Raw genomic sequence first — 14,976 nt, forward strand, 5'->3', positions numbered from 1 at the left:
GGTTACGCCTCCACCGTGATCCCCATCGACCGGGCGGTGCCCGCGATGATCTTCTCCGCCGCCTCGATGTCGTTGGCGTTGAGGTCGACCTGCTTCTGCTCGGCGATGGCGCGCACCTGCTCCTTGGAGAGCTTGGCGACCTTCACCGTGTGCGGGGTCGACGACCCCTTCTGCACGCCGGCGGCCTTCTTAATGAGCTCCGCGGCGGGCGGGGTCTTGAGGACGAACGTGAACGAGCGGTCCTCGTAGACGGTGATCTCGACCGGGATGACGTTGCCGCGCTGGTTCTCGGTGGCCGCGTTGTAGGCCTTGCAGAACTCCATGATGTTCACGCCGTGCTGACCGAGAGCCGGTCCGATCGGCGGAGCGGGGTTGGCCTGACCGGCCTGGATCTGGAGCTTGATCAGCCCCGTCACCTTCTTCTTGGGCGCCATGAGGCTGCCTTTCTCGTCGTGCACCGTGACGGCGCGCTTCCACGAACCAGGCGGTTCCTGGCAGTGGTGGGGAGTCGCCGGCCTTGCGGCCAACCTGTCGATGATAGCCGACCGCGTCATCCGGTGCCGAGCGGGCCGGCCTCGCGCTAGACGGAGCGGCGGTAGACACGGAACGCCGAGGTGGCGAGCACGCCCATGATGATGCCGAGGCCGGCCAGCAGGCCGAGATGGCCCCACACCGACGCCCAGTCGGGCGAGGACTGCAGAGCCCCGCGCCCGGCGACCACGGCCCATTCGAACGGGTTGTAGCGCGCGATGTCGGCCACCCACGCCGGGGCGAGACGGGTGTCCATGATCGCCGAGCTCAGGAACATGAGCGGGAACGACAGGATCTGCGAGATGCCGATGAGGGCGGTCTGCTGCCGGGTGAGCAGCGCGACGGCGTCCGAGAGGGCGCCGAAGATCACCGTCAGGAGCACGGCGGCCAGTACGAGCACCAGGATGCCGGGCACGCCGCCATCGAACCGCGCGCCGGCCAGCCACGCGATCCCGAGCACGATGAGCGTCTGCACGACCGTGAGGAGCGCCTGGTACAGCAGCGTCGCGCCGATGAGCGCGCCGCGGCTGGTCGGCGAGGTGAGGAAGCGGTCCATGACCCCGCGATCCATGTCCTGGATGTAGGTCGTGCCGGTCCAGGCGCTGCCGAACAGCGCCATCATCATGACGATCCCGGGCGTGAGGAAGACGAGGTAGTCGCCTCCCCCGCTGAAGCCGGGGATCTGCACGACCGACCGGAACAGCTGGCCGAACAGGAGCAGCCAGATGATCGGCTGCACGAGGTTCATGACCAGATAGGCGGGCACGCGCGCGAACGCCCGGAGCTGGCGTCCGGTGAGCAGGACGGTGTGACTGAGGGATGCCGCCACGGCGGACGGGGCGAGTGCGCTCATGCGCGGACTCCTTCGGGGGTCGGGGTGGTGAGGCTGCGGCCGGTGTGCCGCAGGTAGACGTCGTCGAGGCTGGGCCGCGCGACGGTCGCCGAGGCGACCGCGATCCCCGCCTCCTCGAGGGCGGCGAGCACCCTCGGCAGGGCCGCGGCCCCGGACTCGGTCCGGCTGCGCAGCACGCGCCCGTCGGCGACGACCTCGGCGAGGCCGGGCAGCGCGGACACGAGCCGCACGGCGTCGTCGATGCCGCCCGCGTCGAGCTGGGGCGCCAGTTCGAGCACGACGGCGTCGCCGCGCAGGCCGTTCTTGAGCTCATCCGGCGTGCCCTCGGCCACGACCCGGCCGTGGTCGACGATCGCGAGCCGGGCGGCGAGCCGGTCGGCCTCCTCGAGGTAGTGGGTGGTCAGCAGCACGGTCATCTGCTCGACGCGGGCCATCGCCTCCAGCTCCGCCCACATGTCGGCCCGGGCCTCGGGGTCGAGCCCGGTGGTGGGCTCGTCGAGGAACAGCACCTGGGGGCGGTGCATGAGCCCGATCGCCACGTCGAGCTTGCGCGCCATGCCGCCGGAGTAGCTCTTCACGAGCCGGTCGGCGGCGGGGGCGAGCGAGAAGCGGTCGAGCAGCTCCGCCGCGCGCTCCCGGGCGGCCGGGCCGGGCATCCCCTGCAGGCGTCCGGCGAGCACGAGGTTCTCGCGCCCGGTGTCCATCGGGTCGGCGACCGGCTTCTGGGCGACGAAGCCCACGGCTCGCCGCACGCGCTCCGGATGCCGACGCACGTCGATCCCGGCGACCTCCGCGGTGCCGGCCTCGGCCTGCGACAGCGTGGTGAGGATCTTGACGGTCGTCGACTTGCCGGCGCCGTTCGGGCCGAGCAGGGCGAAGATCGTGCCGGCCTCGACCTCGAAGGTCAGGCCGTCGAGGGCGACGAGTCGCGGGGCACCGCGTCCCGCCGGGTAGGTCTTGCGCAGTCCGTCGGCCCGCAGGCCGATCCCGCGCGCGGGGTCCATCATGTCTCCGACTCCTCGGGGTTGGGAGTCGCGGTGCGGCGGTGATGCGCGGATACGATCGGGGTGGGCCTTGATCGTCGGTGCGCGCGTTGCGCTCGTGCCGGACTCAGGGTGTATCGGCGGCTCGGATGTTGCCGCATCCGGGCCGCCGCTTCTCGGTCAGGACGTGGGCCGCTCCGACCGGTTCGACCTGTCGCCCGCGGGGAAGTTCATCCGTGCGAGCAGCAGGAAGAAGACGAGGATCGTCGCCACGATCGCGAGCCACGACCAGGCGAAGCCGACCGTGAAGCTCAGCACGACGAAGAGCGCGAGCCCCGCGATCCAGACGACGACCGTGTAGATGCCGAAACGCGCGGCGGCCGCCGGGTCCCGGCTGAAGCGGTCCTCGACCGCCGCCTGGCGCCCCATCGCGAGCACCCACGGCTTGGTGCGGTTCGTCTGCGTGACCCCGCACCACACCAGACCGAGGATGCCGGCCAGGCCGAGCACGATCGACGCGATCAGGATGCCGAGGGCGCCCGGATGCACGATCGCGACGGCCGCCAGGCCGAGGCCGAGGCCGAGCGCGCCGCCCGACAGCCCCCACGCCGCCGCCCGGCCGGGCGGCAGGGCGAAATGCGCCGTGGTCTCCTGACGCAGGGCGTCGGTGACGATGACACCCGTCGCGATGGCGAACACGACCGCGATGGCGGCACCCGTGCCCCACGGGGCGTCGAGGACGCCGACCCCGCCGAACGTCAGCAGGACGACCGCGCCGGCCAGCACCAGGGCGAGGAGCACGGTGCGCACGACGAAGGCTGCCGACGGGCGCACGCGCTGCTGCCGCATGATGTCGGCGGCGCGCGCGAGGTCGGGGTGCGCGTGCGGTCCCATCGTCCCGTGGTCGGAGGCCGGGATCCGGTCCCCATCCGACACCGCCGCCACGAGATCGTCGATGTCGCCGATCTCGCGCATCGCGGTCGCGGCCGCCCGCGCCGGATCGACGCCGGCGTCCTGCAGTTCCTGGGCGCGCGCCGCGAGACTCGCCCGCAGCTCCTCCTTGAGGTCCTGCAGTTCGGGGGTCACGGCGACCCCCGCGAATGCCTCGTCCAGCAGTCGGTGGATCGAGCCGTCGGCGCTCATCGGGTGCTCCTTGCAGTGGGAAGGTCGAGAAGGGTGTTGATGATCTGGTGGGTCGCCTGCCAGGCGACGACGTTGCGCCGGTAGACCGCGCGGCCGGCATCGGTGATCCGGTAGTACTTGCGGCGCCCGCCCTGGGTCTCGTCGCCCCAGTACGCCTCCACGAGGCCGTCGCGCTCCAGCCGGCGGAAGGTGGCGTACAGGGTGGCCTCCTTGATCTCGTACCGGCCGTCGGTGGCGTCGCGGATCGTCTTGTAGATCTCGAAGCCGTAGCGATCCGCGCCGCGCAGGACGCCCAGGACGATCGTGTCGGTGTGCCCGCGCAGCAGGTCGGCGGCGAAAGCGTCGACGACGCCGTCGGGACCTGATGTCGTGCGGTTCTCTGTCACGACAAGAACTATATCAGATCAAGTACTCAATGCAAGAGGGCCCGGCCGCAGTGATCACGACCGGGCCGGCCCTCCGCACTGGAGGGTCACACGGCGGGTGCGTCCACCTGCGGCAGCAGAACGAGCTTGCCGCCCGGGTGTCCGCCCGTGCTGCGCTCCACGGCCTCGCGCCACGCGCCGAGCGGATAGGTCGCCGCGATCGGGATGCGGAACTCGCCCGCGGCCGCGAGCGCCGCGTACTCCCGGAGCACGCCGTCGTCGGGCAGCCCGCCGCCGGCTCGGAGCTCGTCGAGGTTGACGCGCGCGCCCAGCGCCCGAGCCTCGTCGTGGTTGCTGATCGTGACGACGCGGGCGGGGTCGCCGCCCGCGAGGGCGATGAGGACCGGCAGCGTGCCCGCGCCGGGACGCGGGGTGTCCAGCACGAGGTCGACGTCGCCGCCGGCCAGCGCCCGCACCCGGTCGGCCATGCCCTCCCCGTACGGCGTCACGAGCGCACCCCGGCGGGCCAGGTCGCCGGCGAAGGTCGGTCCGGCGGTGGCGAGCACCCGCGCGCCCGCACGCAGCGCGATCTGCACGGCGGCGTAGCCGACCATTCCGCCCGCGCCGTGCACGAGCAGCGTCGTACCGGGCCCGAGGCCCATGAGGTCGAGGGTCCACCTCGCGGTGAGCACGACCATCGGCAGCGCGGCTGCCTGCACCGAGTCCAGGCCGTCCGGCACCGGATGCCACGACCGCAGGATGGCGACGTCCGCGGCGCCGGCACTCGGCTGACGCACGACGTCGGAGCTGCCGAACACCCGATCGCCGACCGCGACGTCGTCGACTCCCGCGCCGACGGCGTCGACGGTGCCGGCCACATCGCACCCGATGCCTCGCGGCAGGGGCCCGGGCGCGAAGCCGCGGCACAGCTCCGCGTCGGCGGGGTTGAGCCCGGCGGCGGCGACGCGCACGCGCACCAGCCCGGCGCCGGGGTCGGGCACCTCGATGCGATCCTCTCGCAGGACGTCGGCGGGCTCGCCGAACTGGTGGAACCGGATGGCGCGGGACGGGACGGCGGTCATAGAACTCCTCGGACGTACTGTTGCGACAGTGACTGACGCTACCACGTAGTGACAGCCGCTGACGCCACGATAGAATCCGGGGATGCCGAGAAGCGGGGCCGAGGCGCGTGCCCGTCTGCGCGAGGCCGCCCTCGAGCTCTACCGCGAGCGGGGTTACGACGCGACGACCACGGCGCAGATCGCGCGTCGCGCGGGCGTCACGGAGCGCACCTACTTCCGGCACTTCGCCGACAAGCGCGAGGTGCTCTTCGACGGCGAGACCGAGCTGCGGGAGGTCCTGACCGGGGCGGTCGCCGGCGCGCCGGGCGACGCCTCACCGCTCGAGCTCGTCGTCGGCGCCTACGTCGCGGCGGTGCCGCTGTTCGTCGCCGGCCGCGAGATCGCCCTGCGCCGCGCAGAACTCATCGCGACCGCACCCGCCCTGCAGGAGCGCGCGCACGCGAAGAGCGCCGCCCTCGCCGACGCCGTCGTCGCGGCGCTCGTCGCGCGCGGCGTGCCGGAGGGGACGGCCCGGCTGGCGGCGCGGGTCGGCGCCGCCGCGTTCGAGCGCGCGAGCCGGGACTGGTATCCGCAGCCGGAGCGCGATCTGGCCGCGCTCATCCGGAGCGCGGCGGACGAGGTCCGCGCGCTCTGACCGTCAGAGCTTGGTGACCTGGTCGAACGAGAGCTCGACCGGCGTCTCACGCTCGAACAGCGAGACGAGCACGGTGAGCTTGCCGCTCGCGGCCTGGATCTCGCTGATCGTGCCGGGCAGACCCGCGAACGAGCCCTCCTTGATCGTGATCGTCTCGCCGACCTCGAAGTCGATCTCGGCCGGGATGACGCGGGGCGCGGCCTTGCCGCCGCCGCCCTTCGCCGCCGCGCCGGCCTTGGCCGGGGCCTCGACGACCTGCACGAGGCTCTTCAGCATGTTGAAGGCCTCCTCGAACCGCAGCGGAGTCGGGTTGTGCGAGTTGCCGACGAATCCGGTGACGCCCGGTGTGTGGCGCACGACCGACCAGCTGTCCTCGTTGAGGTCCATGCGCACCAGCACGTAGCCGGGGATGCGCACGCGGTTCACCAGCTTGCGCTGGCCGTTCTTGATCTCGACCACGTCCTCCATCGGGACCTGGACCTCGAACACGTAGTCCTCCATCGCCATCGACTGGCGGCGGGACTCGATGTTCTGCTTCACGCGCTTCTCGAAGCCCGCGTAGGAGTGGATGACGTACCACTTGCCCGGCTTGGCGCGCAGCTCGCTGCGGAAGTCCTCGTAGGGGTCGAGCGCGACCTCGTCCTCCTCCTCGGACTCCTGCTCGTCGAGGGTCGCCTCGAAGGCGGCCTCGCTGTCGTTGTCCTCCTGGTCGTCGAGGTCGAGCGCGGAGTCGACGATCGCGTCGGCCTCGGCGTCGGTCGACTCCTCGAGGGCGTCGAGGATGCTGTCGAGGTTCGCCTCGGTCTCCTCGCCGTCGTCGGTCACGTGCACGGCGCGGTTCTCGGCGTTCTCGCTGCCGAATTCGTCGCGGTCCAGCACGTCGTCCTGCAGGAGGTCGTCGGTCTCGGACGACTGCTCGGCGGCCGAGGCCAGGTCGATGTCGTCGCGGTGGTTGTCGGTCACAGGTAGTGGATTCCTCTTGTATTGCTGCTCAGATGCCGCTGGCGGAGCCGTTGCCGAACACCCATGACACGAGCCAGCCGAAGCCGAAGTCGAGCCCGTAGACGAACACCATCATGACGACGACGAACACCAGGACGACCGCGGTGAAGCCGAACAGCTCGCGCCGCGTGGGGGCGACGACCTTGCGGAGCTCGGTGAAGACCTGACGGATGAAGAGGGCGATGCGCGCGAACGGGTTGCGTTGTTCGGCGCGCTCGCGCCGGGCGGTCGCGACGAGGTCCTCACTGGGCTCGTCGATCACCTTGCGTGCCACTCTCGTTCCTTTCGGTCCGGACCGCTCCCGATCATGCTGATCGGAGGCGATTCGCAGGGCGGACAGGACTCGAACCTGCAACCTGCGGTTTTGGAGACCGCTGCTCTACCAATTGAGCCACCGCCCTACGGAACCGGGATCCCGACCGTCGTCATGAGAAAAACGGCATGGCGAAGTCTGGGGTTCCGGCAACCTCGTCAAGTGTAGGGCATGGCACCCGTGGCCCCCGGATGGGGTGCGCGGCTCCGGCGTGAAGCCGCGTCATAACCGTGCCTGCCGCCGGTCTCTTCTCGTGACGGGGGACATCACCAGCCCCCGGCCGAGAAGACGGCGACAGGGAAGTCCAGGGGTTCCTCGTCGCGCACCCGCGTCCGTGGCACACCCGTGCCGTCCTCGCGCGTGAGCGACCCGACTCCGCCTTCCTCTTCGTCGAGGATCAGGAAGGTAACAGTCGTGTCCACTCGCACACACACGACGACGGGTCGGAGGATCCATCGCAGCCGGTTGGTCCGTGCCGGCGCCGTCGCCGCCACGATCGCCGTGTCGGGCGCTCTCGCGCTCGCCGCACCGATGTCGGCATCCGCCGACGATCACGCCGAGTCGTACGCCAAGGGCCAGTTCCTGTCCGGCACGATCCTCGGGAGCGACCTCGCCGCGCTCGTCAAGGCCCAGTACGCCGAGGCGCACAACGACGGCACGCAGGGCGACCAGACCTCGAAGGACCCGCTCAAGGTCACCGCCCTCAACGCCGTCACCGTCGGCGACGGCCAGCAGGCGCAGCTCCCGCTCGGCGACTTCGTCCAGCTCGGCACCGTCTCGCAGTTCGCGCAGGCCAGGAACGACGGCGTCTCGCTCGGTGCCAGCGGCGCCGTGACCGACGACGGCGGGATCGCCGCCGGCTCCGGGGGCTCGACCCCGACGGGGAACGCGACCTTCGATCTCTCGAAGCTCCTCGACTCGCAGTTCGCCTCGACGATCACCGACCTCCAGCTCCAGCTGGGCCAGGTCGCCGCCCAGGCCAACGGCGACGTCGGTCAGGCCAGCGGCGACTACAACCTCTCCGACGCGAAGCTGACGTTCACGAGCCCGGCACTGGCGGGGCTCAACGACCGCATCGACACGGCCGTCGACCAGGCCGGCAGCAGTCTCGGAGCCCTCATGGGCCAGAGCGGCGACCTGGCCGGCGTGGTCGGCAACCTCCTGCAGGGGGTGGATCCGGTTCTGAACCTGCTGGGTGCGAACGCCACCGTCACGGCGACGGTCGACACCGGCAACCTCAAGGACGCCATCCAGCCGCTGCTCGAGAGCCAGTACGGAGACGGGTCGGTGACCATCGATCCCGCGACCGGTACGGTCACGATCGACCTGGCGAAGCTCCAGGGCGGCAACCTCAACGACCTGCCGCCGAACACCGAGCTGCTCACCGACCAGATCGTCAACGGCGTCCTCGACAGCATCACCTCGACCATCTCGACCCTCGCCGACCAGGTCGTCGACAAGGTCACCTCCAACCTGCACAGCGCGAAGGTGACCCTCGACGCGTCGACCACGGTCGACGTCGCGCAGGCGCCTCTCGTGCAGAACATCTGCAACGTGGTGCAGGTTCCCTCCGACGGCACGCTCGACAACGTCCTCGGCGGTGTGGGCGGCCTGCTGGGCGGCACGGGCATCCTCGGCGGCGTCACCGGGACGACGGGCGATCTGGTGAACCAGACGGTCTGCAACACGGTCTCCACGCTCACGGCGCCGTTGACCAGCTCTGCCCACGTGCACGTCGCGGGTTCGGTCGACCAGCTGATCAACGGGAGCGGGGCGGATGCGACCGTCGACGTCAGCCTCCTCGGACTCCCGAACACCAGCCTGTCGGCGGGCACCGTGGTCAGTGGCCTCGGCGACATCCTGAACGCCGACCTGTTCGGCCCCGACGGCACGGTCTCGAAGCTGACGACCGCGCTGAACGACACCGTCGTGCACCCGGCCGTGTCGGCCCTCGTCGGCCCCGGCACCGGCCCGGTGAGCGAGGCGCTGACCCAGCTGCTGTCGGTCAAGGTCAATGTGCAGGAGCTCAGCGACCCGAGCGCGAAGGGCATGGCGGCATCCGGCGGCAAGATGTTCACCGAGACCGCGGTGCGGGTCAGTGTGCGCGGCGGGCTGGATGGTCCGAACATCGCGACCGTGAACCTCGCATCGGCGACCGTCGGCCCGAACGTGACCGCGGTGGTGCCGCCGACCTGCACCAACGGCGATTGCACCCCGTGCACGGGCGCCGGCTGCGGCACCTGCACGACGAACTGCGGCCCGGGAGGACCGTCGGACAACCCGACCGCCTCCTCCATCGACCGCCTCGCGACGACCGGCCTGTCGATCGCCGCGCTCGTCGCCGCCATGCTCGCACTGCTGGCAGCGGGTGCCTACCTGGTGCGAGAGGGGTACAAGCGGCGTCAGCTGACTCCGGTCGGCTGACCCGGCCACTACCCCGGGCGAAGCCGGATCCGTCGGCCCCAAGAATTCAGACGGCTCCGGCTTCGCCGAGCAGGGCCGGGCGCTCGTCGTGGATCATTCCGCGGCGAGCGCCTGTTCCGTCTCCGCCCACGACGGCATCGAGCTCGAGGCCCCGGGTCGCGTGACCGCGATGGACGCCGCGACCGCCCCCGCGCGCGCGGCGGCGTTCAGCGCCTCACCTGCCGCGAGGCGGGCGACCATGACGCCCGCGAAGGTGTCGCCGGCCGCGGTGGTGTCGACGGCATCCACCCGGCGCGCCGGCACCGTGGCGATGATCGCGCCCTCGCGGGCGATGAGGGCGCCGTCAGCGCCGCGGGTCATGACCACCGTGCGCGCGCGCCGGCTGAGCACGACGGCCGCCTGCTCCGGATCGTCGACGCCCGCCAGCTCGCAGGCCTCGGCCGCGTTCGGCACCAGGATGTCGGTCAGCTCGAGGAGGTCGCCCGGGTCGACGACGGGCGCCGGCGTCAGCACCGTCGTCGCACCTCCGGCACGGGCGTGGGAGAACGCCTCCCGGATGAGCCCGCGGGGTCGCTCGAACTGGGCGACCACGAAGCGCGGATCGGCGAGCAGGGTGCGGTCGACGGCATCGAGGGCCGCGATCGCGGCGTTGGCGCCGGGCACGACGACGATGCTGTTCTCGCCCCCGTCGAGCACCGAGATGTGCGCCGTACCGGTGGGCACCCCCGCGAGCGTCCGGAGCGCCGTCACATCGATCCCATCGGCGAGCAGCCGCTCGCGCACGGCCGCGCCGAACGGGTCGTCGCCCACCGCACCGACGAAGGCGACGTCGCCTCCCGCGCGGGCAGCGGCGACGGCCTGATTGAGGCCCTTGCCGCCGGGCACCGTCGTGAAGCCGGAGCCGAACATCGTCTCGCCGGGACGCGGCAGCCGGGGCTGGCGTACCACCAGGTCCATGTTGGCGCTGCCGAGAACCGCGATCGTGCTCACTCGACGACGGTACTGGAGGCCCTAGGCGTTCTCCTTGCGGAAGGTGCGCGTGCCGACCCACATCAGGATCACGAAGATCACGACGCTCCAGATCGACCCCCAGAGCGTCTCGATGCCCCATCCGCCCGTGAACGCGCCGCGGATCGCGTCGACGATGTGCTTGGTCGGCATGACGTCGCCGACCACCTGCAGCCACGTGGGCCCGAGACTCAGGGGCAGCAGGATGCCGCTCAGCAGCAGCACGGGCAACGCGATCGAGTTGACCACCGGCGCCAGCACGTCCTCGCTCTTCGTGATGAGCCCGAGCGTGTTGGAGGCCGCGGCGCACGATGCTCCGAGCAGGAGGGTCAGGAGCAGGCCGAACAGCATCCCGCCGAGTGAGGCGCGCAGCCCGAAGGCCCAGCCCAGCCCGATGAGCACGAGGCCCTGCGCGAACAGCTGCAGGACATCCCGCAGGATGCGGCCGAACAGGAGCGCCGTGCGGCTCGCCGGGGTCACGCGCTCGGCCTCGATCACGCCGGCGCGCCACTCGGCGACCAGGCCGAAGCCGGCGAACAGCGCTCCGAAGATCCCGAGCTGCACCAGCAGGCCCGGCACGAAGATCGTGTACGCGTTCTCGACGCCGAAGCTCGCGCTGAGCGGCTGCAGCAGCGGGCCGAACAGCACGAGGTAGAGCACGGGCTGCACGAGCCCGATGATGACCCAGGCCGGATTGCGCAGCGCGATCCGCAGCTGGCGGCGGAACACGATGCCGGTCGCGCGCAGGAACGACGGCGCACTCGGCAGAACCGTCGCGGGCGCGGCGGGGGCGGTCGGGGCGGTGGTGGTCATCAGGCGGCGTCCTCTCGCAGCGAGCGGCCGGTCAGGGTGAGGAACACGTCGTCGAGCGTCGGCCGGCGAACGTCGACGGAGACCAGTGCGACACCGGCGTCGTCGAGCTCGCGCACGAGCCCGGCCAGGTGCGATCCGGCGCCCGGCACGCGCAGCGAGACGGTCGTGCCGTCGACGTGGGCGCTCTCTCCGGGCACGAGAGCGGAGAGCGCCGTCGCGGCCGGGACGACCTGCGCGCGGTCGCCGACCACGAGCTCCACGAGGTCGCCCGCGACTTGCCGCTTGAGCGCGTCGGGCGTGTCGGCGGCGACGATCGTGCCCCGGTCGATCACGAGCACCCGATCGCACAGCGCGTCGGCCTCGTCGAGGTAGTGCGTCGTGAGGAACACCGTCATGCCGCGCCCGTTGCGCAGCTGCGAGATGTGGCTCCAGAGATTGGCGCGTGCCTGCGGATCCAGGCCCGTGGTGGGTTCGTCGAGGAACACGAGCTGCGGGTCGTGCACGAGGCCCATCGCGATGTCGAGGCGACGGCGCTGCCCGCCGCTCATGGCCTTGGGGGCGCGCTTCCACATGCCGTCGAGCTCGAGCTGGGCGAACAGCTCCTGGCCGCGGGCGGTCGCCTGCGCCTTCGGGATGCCGTAGAGCTGCCCGTGGTCGACGACCTCCTCGCCGGCCCGGGCCTCGGGTTGCGTCGATCCGGACTGCGACACGTAGCCGATCGACTGGCGCACGAGCCCGGGCTGGCTGGCGACGTCGTACCCGGCCACCGTCGCCGTGCCGGAGGTCGGCGTCAGGAGCGTGGTCAGCATCCGGAGCGTCGTCGTCTTGCCGGCCCCGTTGGGGCCGAGGAATCCGACGATCTCGCCGGCCTCCACGTCGAGGTCGACGCCGGCCACGGCGCGCACCTCGGTCTTGTCCCGCCCGGCGCGGGTCGGAAAGCTGCGCGCGAGCCCTCGAGCATGGATCACGATCGATCCCCTTTCGTTGGTCAAACTTGAGTATTCAAATTTGACCATGAACGGTCAACCCCGCATCGCGTCGAGCCGCTCCTGATATCTCCGGCGCTCCGCCGCCATGCGCCAGCCGGGGTCGTCGTCGGGCGGCTGCCAGGCGGTCGCGGCGTCCTCACCGACGAAGTACAGGGCCCCCGCCTGCACCGAATCGATGATCTGCGCGAGCCACGCGATCTGGGCGTCGACGATCCGAGCCTCGAGCCCCAGCTCGAGCGCGACGTGCGGCGGCGCGGTGGCCGCGACCGTGAGTTCGTCGATCTTCTCGTCGAAGGTCGGGCGGGCCGCGACGAGGGTGGCGTGGCGCGCACGCGCGGCCCGCAGGAAGTCCTCCCGCGGCAGGAAGGTGGCGAAGTTGAAGGCGACCCGCAGCGGCAGCAGATCGCCCGAGTCGCCGACGTTCTCGAGCGACTCCGTGACCAGGCGGGCCAGCTCGCGATCGCCCTCGTCGGTGATGGTGAAGACGGTGGCGGCCCGGTCGTCGCCGGATGTCGGCAGCTCGTGCTTCGCGATCAGACCCGCCGTGGCGAGCGTGGTGAGCATCGAGTAGACCGATCCGGGGTTCAGCTGGGCCCAGCGCTCGACGTCCCAGCTCAGCAGCTCACGGCGCAGCTGGTAGCCGTTCGCCGGGCCTCCGACCTTGACGACGCCCAGCACGAGGATGCGGGTCGTCAGGGCCGACATGCCGTCAGCCTAAATGATCAAATTAGATCAGCACCGAAGCCGACGAGAGTCGGCTCGGGCTGCAGCACCACGCCGAACTCCGACAGCACCCGGGTCTGCACGAAGTCGGCGAGCTGCACCACGTCGGCCGCGGGGGCGCCGCCGCGGTTCACGATCGCGAGGGTGTGCTTGGCCGAGATGCCCGCGCGCGAGCCGGGCAGCGCGAAGCCGCGCGGGATGCCGGCGCGCTCGATGAGCCAGGCGGCGCTGAGCTTGACGTGGCGCTCCCCCGCCGGCGGCGGGGGCGGGATCGCGCTGCCGAGCGGCAGCACCCGCTCGGGGTCCTCCGGCTCCTGGGGCCAGCGCGGGGCGTCGGCCGGCAGACTGCGCGCGAACGACTCGGTGACGATCGGATTGGTGAAGAAGGAGCCCGCGCTCACCGAGTCGGGGTCCGCGGCATCCAGCACCATGCCCTTCGACCGGCGCAGCTCGAGCACCGCGGCGCGCACCCGCTCCAGCGGCGCCCGGTCGCCGATCCGCACCTGCAGGGCGCTCGCCAGCTGCGCATAGGCGATCGGGCGCGAGAGGCCCGGATCGCCCGTGTCCAGCGCGAGCTCGAGCGCGACCACGACACCGGGCCGGCCCTCCTTGAACACGCTCGTGCGGTAGCCGAATCCCAGCTCGTCCGGCCCGAGTCGCTCCACCTGCCCCGTGCCCGGCTCGGCGACCTCGACCGCGACGATGCTCGCGGCGATCTCCTGCCCGTAGGCGCCGATGTTCTGGATCGGCGCGGCACCCGCCGACCCGGGGATTCCGCTCAGCGCCTCCACGCCCGCGCCGCCCCGCGCGATGGCGGCCTGCACCACGCCGTCCCAGGGCTCGCCCGCCTCCACCCGCAGCACGCCCGGTCGCGGCTCGGAGACGCCCCGCGTCGCGACCCGCAGGACCGTGCCCGCGATGCCGTCATCCGCCACGACCAGATTCGAGCCGCCGCCGAGCACCAGGTCGCCCTCCTCGAGCTCGGCGATCGCGGCGAGGAGCTCGTCGCGCGTCGTCGCCTCCACGAATCGGCCCGCGGGGCCGCCGACCCGGAGCGTGGTGAGGTCGGCGAGGTTCACGGGGCGACGCGGACCTGGGCCTTGCCGAGCACGGCCGACTCGCCGACGGTGACCGTGAGGTCGATGCGCGTGCCGGCGGGATCGCCGACGGAGCCGACCACGGCCCGCACGTGCACGTGCGCACCGTCGACCTCGTCGACCGGAACCATGCGTGTGAAGCGCACCTGATAGTCCAGGATGCGGCGGGGATCGCCGCCCAGCCAGTCGAGCACCGGCTGGATCGCGAGGCCCATCGTCAGCATCCCGTGCGCGATCACCCCCGGCAGGCCCATGCGCGTGGCGACGTCGTCGCGCAGGTGGATCGGGTTCAGGTCGCCGGACGCCCGGGCGTAGCGGGCCAGGGCCTCGCGCGTCAGGTGGACGTCGCTCTCGGCGATCAGCTCGCCGACCTCGAGCGCGCTCACGCGTCGGCTCCGACCATCAGAAGGGAGGTCGCCGTGACGACGTGGGCGCCGTCCGCGTCGGAGACGACGGTCTCGGCGGTGACCATCGTGTTGCCGCCGACCGAGCGGATGCCCGTGACGGTGAGCGCGGCGGTGAGCTCGTCGCCCGCGACGATCGGCCGGGTCTGCGTGAAGCGCTGCTCGCCATGCAGCACGCGCGAGAGCTCGATCCCGGCGTCCTCGTCGCCCATGAGCTGATCCCACGCCCCCTGCTGCACCACGACCGCGAAGGTGGGCGGAGCGACGAGATCGGTGTAGCCGGCGGCGCGCGCGGCCTCCACGTCGTGACTCAGCGGGCTGGTCGAGAAGACCGCGTCGGCGAACTGCCGCACCCGCTCCCGTTCGACGCGGTAGGGCGGGGCGGGTGGATAGCCGCGCCCCGCCAGGTCCGGATTCACAGGCACGGATCGAGCCTAGTTACCCCCGTGTCGCGGCATGGAAAAGGCCCGGTGACGTCTCCGTCACCGGGCCTTCTTCGTGGTCTCGGGGCCGCCTACTGGCAGCTGTCGCACTGGAGGTCGTCCATCGGATCGACCGGCACGCTGTACCCGCCCACGGTGTCGAGCTCGTTCATCTCGACCTCCCCTCTGT

The 14,976-nt window shown here is 71.6% G+C and carries 17 protein-coding genes and 1 tRNA gene; 2 read left to right on the forward strand and 16 right to left on the reverse strand.

Going from position 1 to position 14,976, the window contains the following annotated elements:
* Positions 1-2: 2 nt before the first annotated feature.
* The 6 genes from rplK to ABD285_RS00870 all read right to left on the reverse strand — a co-directional run bounded on the left by rplK (position 3) and on the right by ABD285_RS00870 (position 4,957).
* Positions 3-434: a 50S ribosomal protein L11 gene (gene rplK / locus ABD285_RS00845; protein WP_284255617.1), complete on the reverse strand. Its 432-nt coding sequence runs from the start codon at positions 432-434 to the stop codon at positions 3-5.
* Between the two features lie 146 nt (positions 435-580).
* The gene (locus ABD285_RS00850; protein ID WP_344199475.1) at positions 581-1,384 is read right to left on the reverse strand and encodes an ABC transporter permease; all 804 of its coding nucleotides are present in this window, start codon (positions 1,382-1,384) and stop codon (positions 581-583) included.
* Positions 1,381-2,391 carry an ATP-binding cassette domain-containing protein gene (locus tag ABD285_RS00855; protein WP_344199478.1) on the reverse strand — a complete coding sequence of 337 codons (1,011 nt, stop codon included), beginning with the start codon at positions 2,389-2,391 and terminating at the stop codon, positions 1,381-1,383. The genes ABD285_RS00850 and ABD285_RS00855 overlap by 4 nt, the downstream gene beginning before the upstream one ends.
* Before the next feature lie 156 nt (positions 2,392-2,547).
* On the reverse strand, positions 2,548-3,510 hold the full coding sequence (locus ABD285_RS00860; RefSeq protein WP_344199481.1) for a permease prefix domain 1-containing protein: 963 nt from the start codon (positions 3,508-3,510) through the stop codon (positions 2,548-2,550).
* Entirely contained in the window at positions 3,507-3,896 is a 390-nt protein-coding gene (locus tag ABD285_RS00865; RefSeq protein WP_284253373.1) for a PadR family transcriptional regulator, read from the reverse strand. The genes ABD285_RS00860 and ABD285_RS00865 overlap by 4 nt, the downstream gene beginning before the upstream one ends.
* A gap of 86 nt (positions 3,897-3,982) precedes the next feature.
* Positions 3,983-4,957, reverse strand: a complete 975-nt coding sequence (locus tag ABD285_RS00870; RefSeq protein WP_284253374.1) for an NADP-dependent oxidoreductase — start codon at positions 4,955-4,957, stop codon at positions 3,983-3,985.
* 82 nt (positions 4,958-5,039) lie between these two features.
* Here ABD285_RS00870 and ABD285_RS00875 point away from each other — a divergent pair, with 82 nt between their 5' ends.
* On the forward strand, positions 5,040-5,591 hold the full coding sequence (locus ABD285_RS00875) for a TetR/AcrR family transcriptional regulator (RefSeq protein ID WP_284253375.1): 552 nt from the start codon (positions 5,040-5,042) through the stop codon (positions 5,589-5,591).
* Positions 5,592-5,594: 3 nt separating this feature from the next.
* On the opposite strand, the gene nusG is transcribed toward ABD285_RS00875, so the two are convergent.
* From nusG to ABD285_RS00890, 3 genes are all read right to left on the reverse strand, one after another.
* Entirely contained in the window at positions 5,595-6,554 is a 960-nt protein-coding gene (gene nusG, locus ABD285_RS00880; protein WP_284253376.1) for a transcription termination/antitermination protein NusG, read from the reverse strand.
* A 28-nt stretch (positions 6,555-6,582) separates the two neighbouring features.
* A complete protein-coding gene (secE, locus tag ABD285_RS00885; protein WP_284253377.1) occupies positions 6,583-6,867 on the reverse strand; it encodes a preprotein translocase subunit SecE in 285 nt (94 codons plus the stop codon).
* Between the two features lie 54 nt (positions 6,868-6,921).
* Positions 6,922-6,994 (reverse strand) — tRNA-Trp (locus ABD285_RS00890).
* A gap of 326 nt (positions 6,995-7,320) precedes the next feature.
* Between ABD285_RS00890 and ABD285_RS00895 the strand changes: the two genes are divergently transcribed.
* On the forward strand, positions 7,321-9,330 hold the full coding sequence (locus ABD285_RS00895) for a choice-of-anchor G family protein (protein WP_344199488.1): 2,010 nt from the start codon (positions 7,321-7,323) through the stop codon (positions 9,328-9,330).
* 93 nt (positions 9,331-9,423) lie between these two features.
* Here the strand turns inward: ABD285_RS00895 and ABD285_RS00900 are convergent, their stop codons facing one another.
* Genes ABD285_RS00900 through ABD285_RS00930 form a run of 7 tightly spaced genes read right to left on the reverse strand, consistent with a single transcriptional unit; the run spans position 9,424 to position 14,783 of the window.
* Entirely contained in the window at positions 9,424-10,320 is an 897-nt protein-coding gene (locus ABD285_RS00900) for a ribokinase (RefSeq protein ID WP_344199491.1), read from the reverse strand.
* A 21-nt stretch (positions 10,321-10,341) separates the two neighbouring features.
* On the reverse strand, positions 10,342-11,151 hold the full coding sequence (locus ABD285_RS00905; protein WP_284253382.1) for an ABC transporter permease: 810 nt from the start codon (positions 11,149-11,151) through the stop codon (positions 10,342-10,344).
* Entirely contained in the window at positions 11,151-12,119 is a 969-nt protein-coding gene (locus ABD285_RS00910) for an ATP-binding cassette domain-containing protein (protein ID WP_344199495.1), read from the reverse strand. The genes ABD285_RS00905 and ABD285_RS00910 overlap by 1 nt, the downstream gene beginning before the upstream one ends.
* Before the next feature lie 54 nt (positions 12,120-12,173).
* On the reverse strand, positions 12,174-12,845 hold the full coding sequence (locus tag ABD285_RS00915; RefSeq protein ID WP_284253383.1) for a PadR family transcriptional regulator: 672 nt from the start codon (positions 12,843-12,845) through the stop codon (positions 12,174-12,176).
* Between the two features lie 17 nt (positions 12,846-12,862).
* The gene (locus ABD285_RS00920) at positions 12,863-13,942 is read right to left on the reverse strand and encodes a UDP-N-acetylmuramate dehydrogenase (RefSeq protein WP_344199498.1); all 1,080 of its coding nucleotides are present in this window, start codon (positions 13,940-13,942) and stop codon (positions 12,863-12,865) included.
* Complete coding sequence (locus tag ABD285_RS00925; RefSeq protein ID WP_284253384.1) at positions 13,939-14,346, reverse strand: MaoC/PaaZ C-terminal domain-containing protein; 408 nt, start codon at positions 14,344-14,346, stop codon at positions 13,939-13,941. Before ABD285_RS00925 ends, ABD285_RS00920 begins: the two co-directional genes overlap by 4 nt.
* Entirely contained in the window at positions 14,343-14,783 is a 441-nt protein-coding gene (locus ABD285_RS00930; RefSeq protein ID WP_284255620.1) for an FAS1-like dehydratase domain-containing protein, read from the reverse strand. The genes ABD285_RS00925 and ABD285_RS00930 overlap by 4 nt, the downstream gene beginning before the upstream one ends.
* Positions 14,784-14,976 lie beyond the last annotated feature (193 nt).

It is taken from the genome of Pseudolysinimonas kribbensis (genome assembly GCF_039531715.1).
GTDB lineage: Bacteria > Actinomycetota > Actinomycetes > Actinomycetales > Microbacteriaceae > Pseudolysinimonas > Pseudolysinimonas kribbensis.

Coding starts and splice junctions, on each gene's coding strand:
- ABD285_RS00870 (WP_284253374.1), bottom strand. CDS start 4,957: ATGACCGCCGTCCCGTCCCGCGCCATCCGGTTCCACCAGTTCGGCGAG.
- ABD285_RS00850 (WP_344199475.1), bottom strand. CDS start 1,384: ATGAGCGCACTCGCCCCGTCCGCCGTGGCGGCATCCCTCAGTCACACC.
- ABD285_RS00855 (WP_344199478.1), bottom strand. CDS start 2,391: ATGATGGACCCCGCGCGCGGGATCGGCCTGCGGGCCGACGGACTGCGC.
- ABD285_RS00860 (WP_344199481.1), bottom strand. CDS start 3,510: ATGAGCGCCGACGGCTCGATCCACCGACTGCTGGACGAGGCATTCGCG.
- ABD285_RS00915 (WP_284253383.1), bottom strand. CDS start 12,845: ATGTCGGCCCTGACGACCCGCATCCTCGTGCTGGGCGTCGTCAAGGTC.
- ABD285_RS00905 (WP_284253382.1), bottom strand. CDS start 11,151: ATGACCACCACCGCCCCGACCGCCCCCGCCGCGCCCGCGACGGTTCTG.
- ABD285_RS00875 (WP_284253375.1), top strand. CDS start 5,040: ATGCCGAGAAGCGGGGCCGAGGCGCGTGCCCGTCTGCGCGAGGCCGCC.
- rplK (WP_284255617.1), bottom strand. CDS start 434: ATGGCGCCCAAGAAGAAGGTGACGGGGCTGATCAAGCTCCAGATCCAG.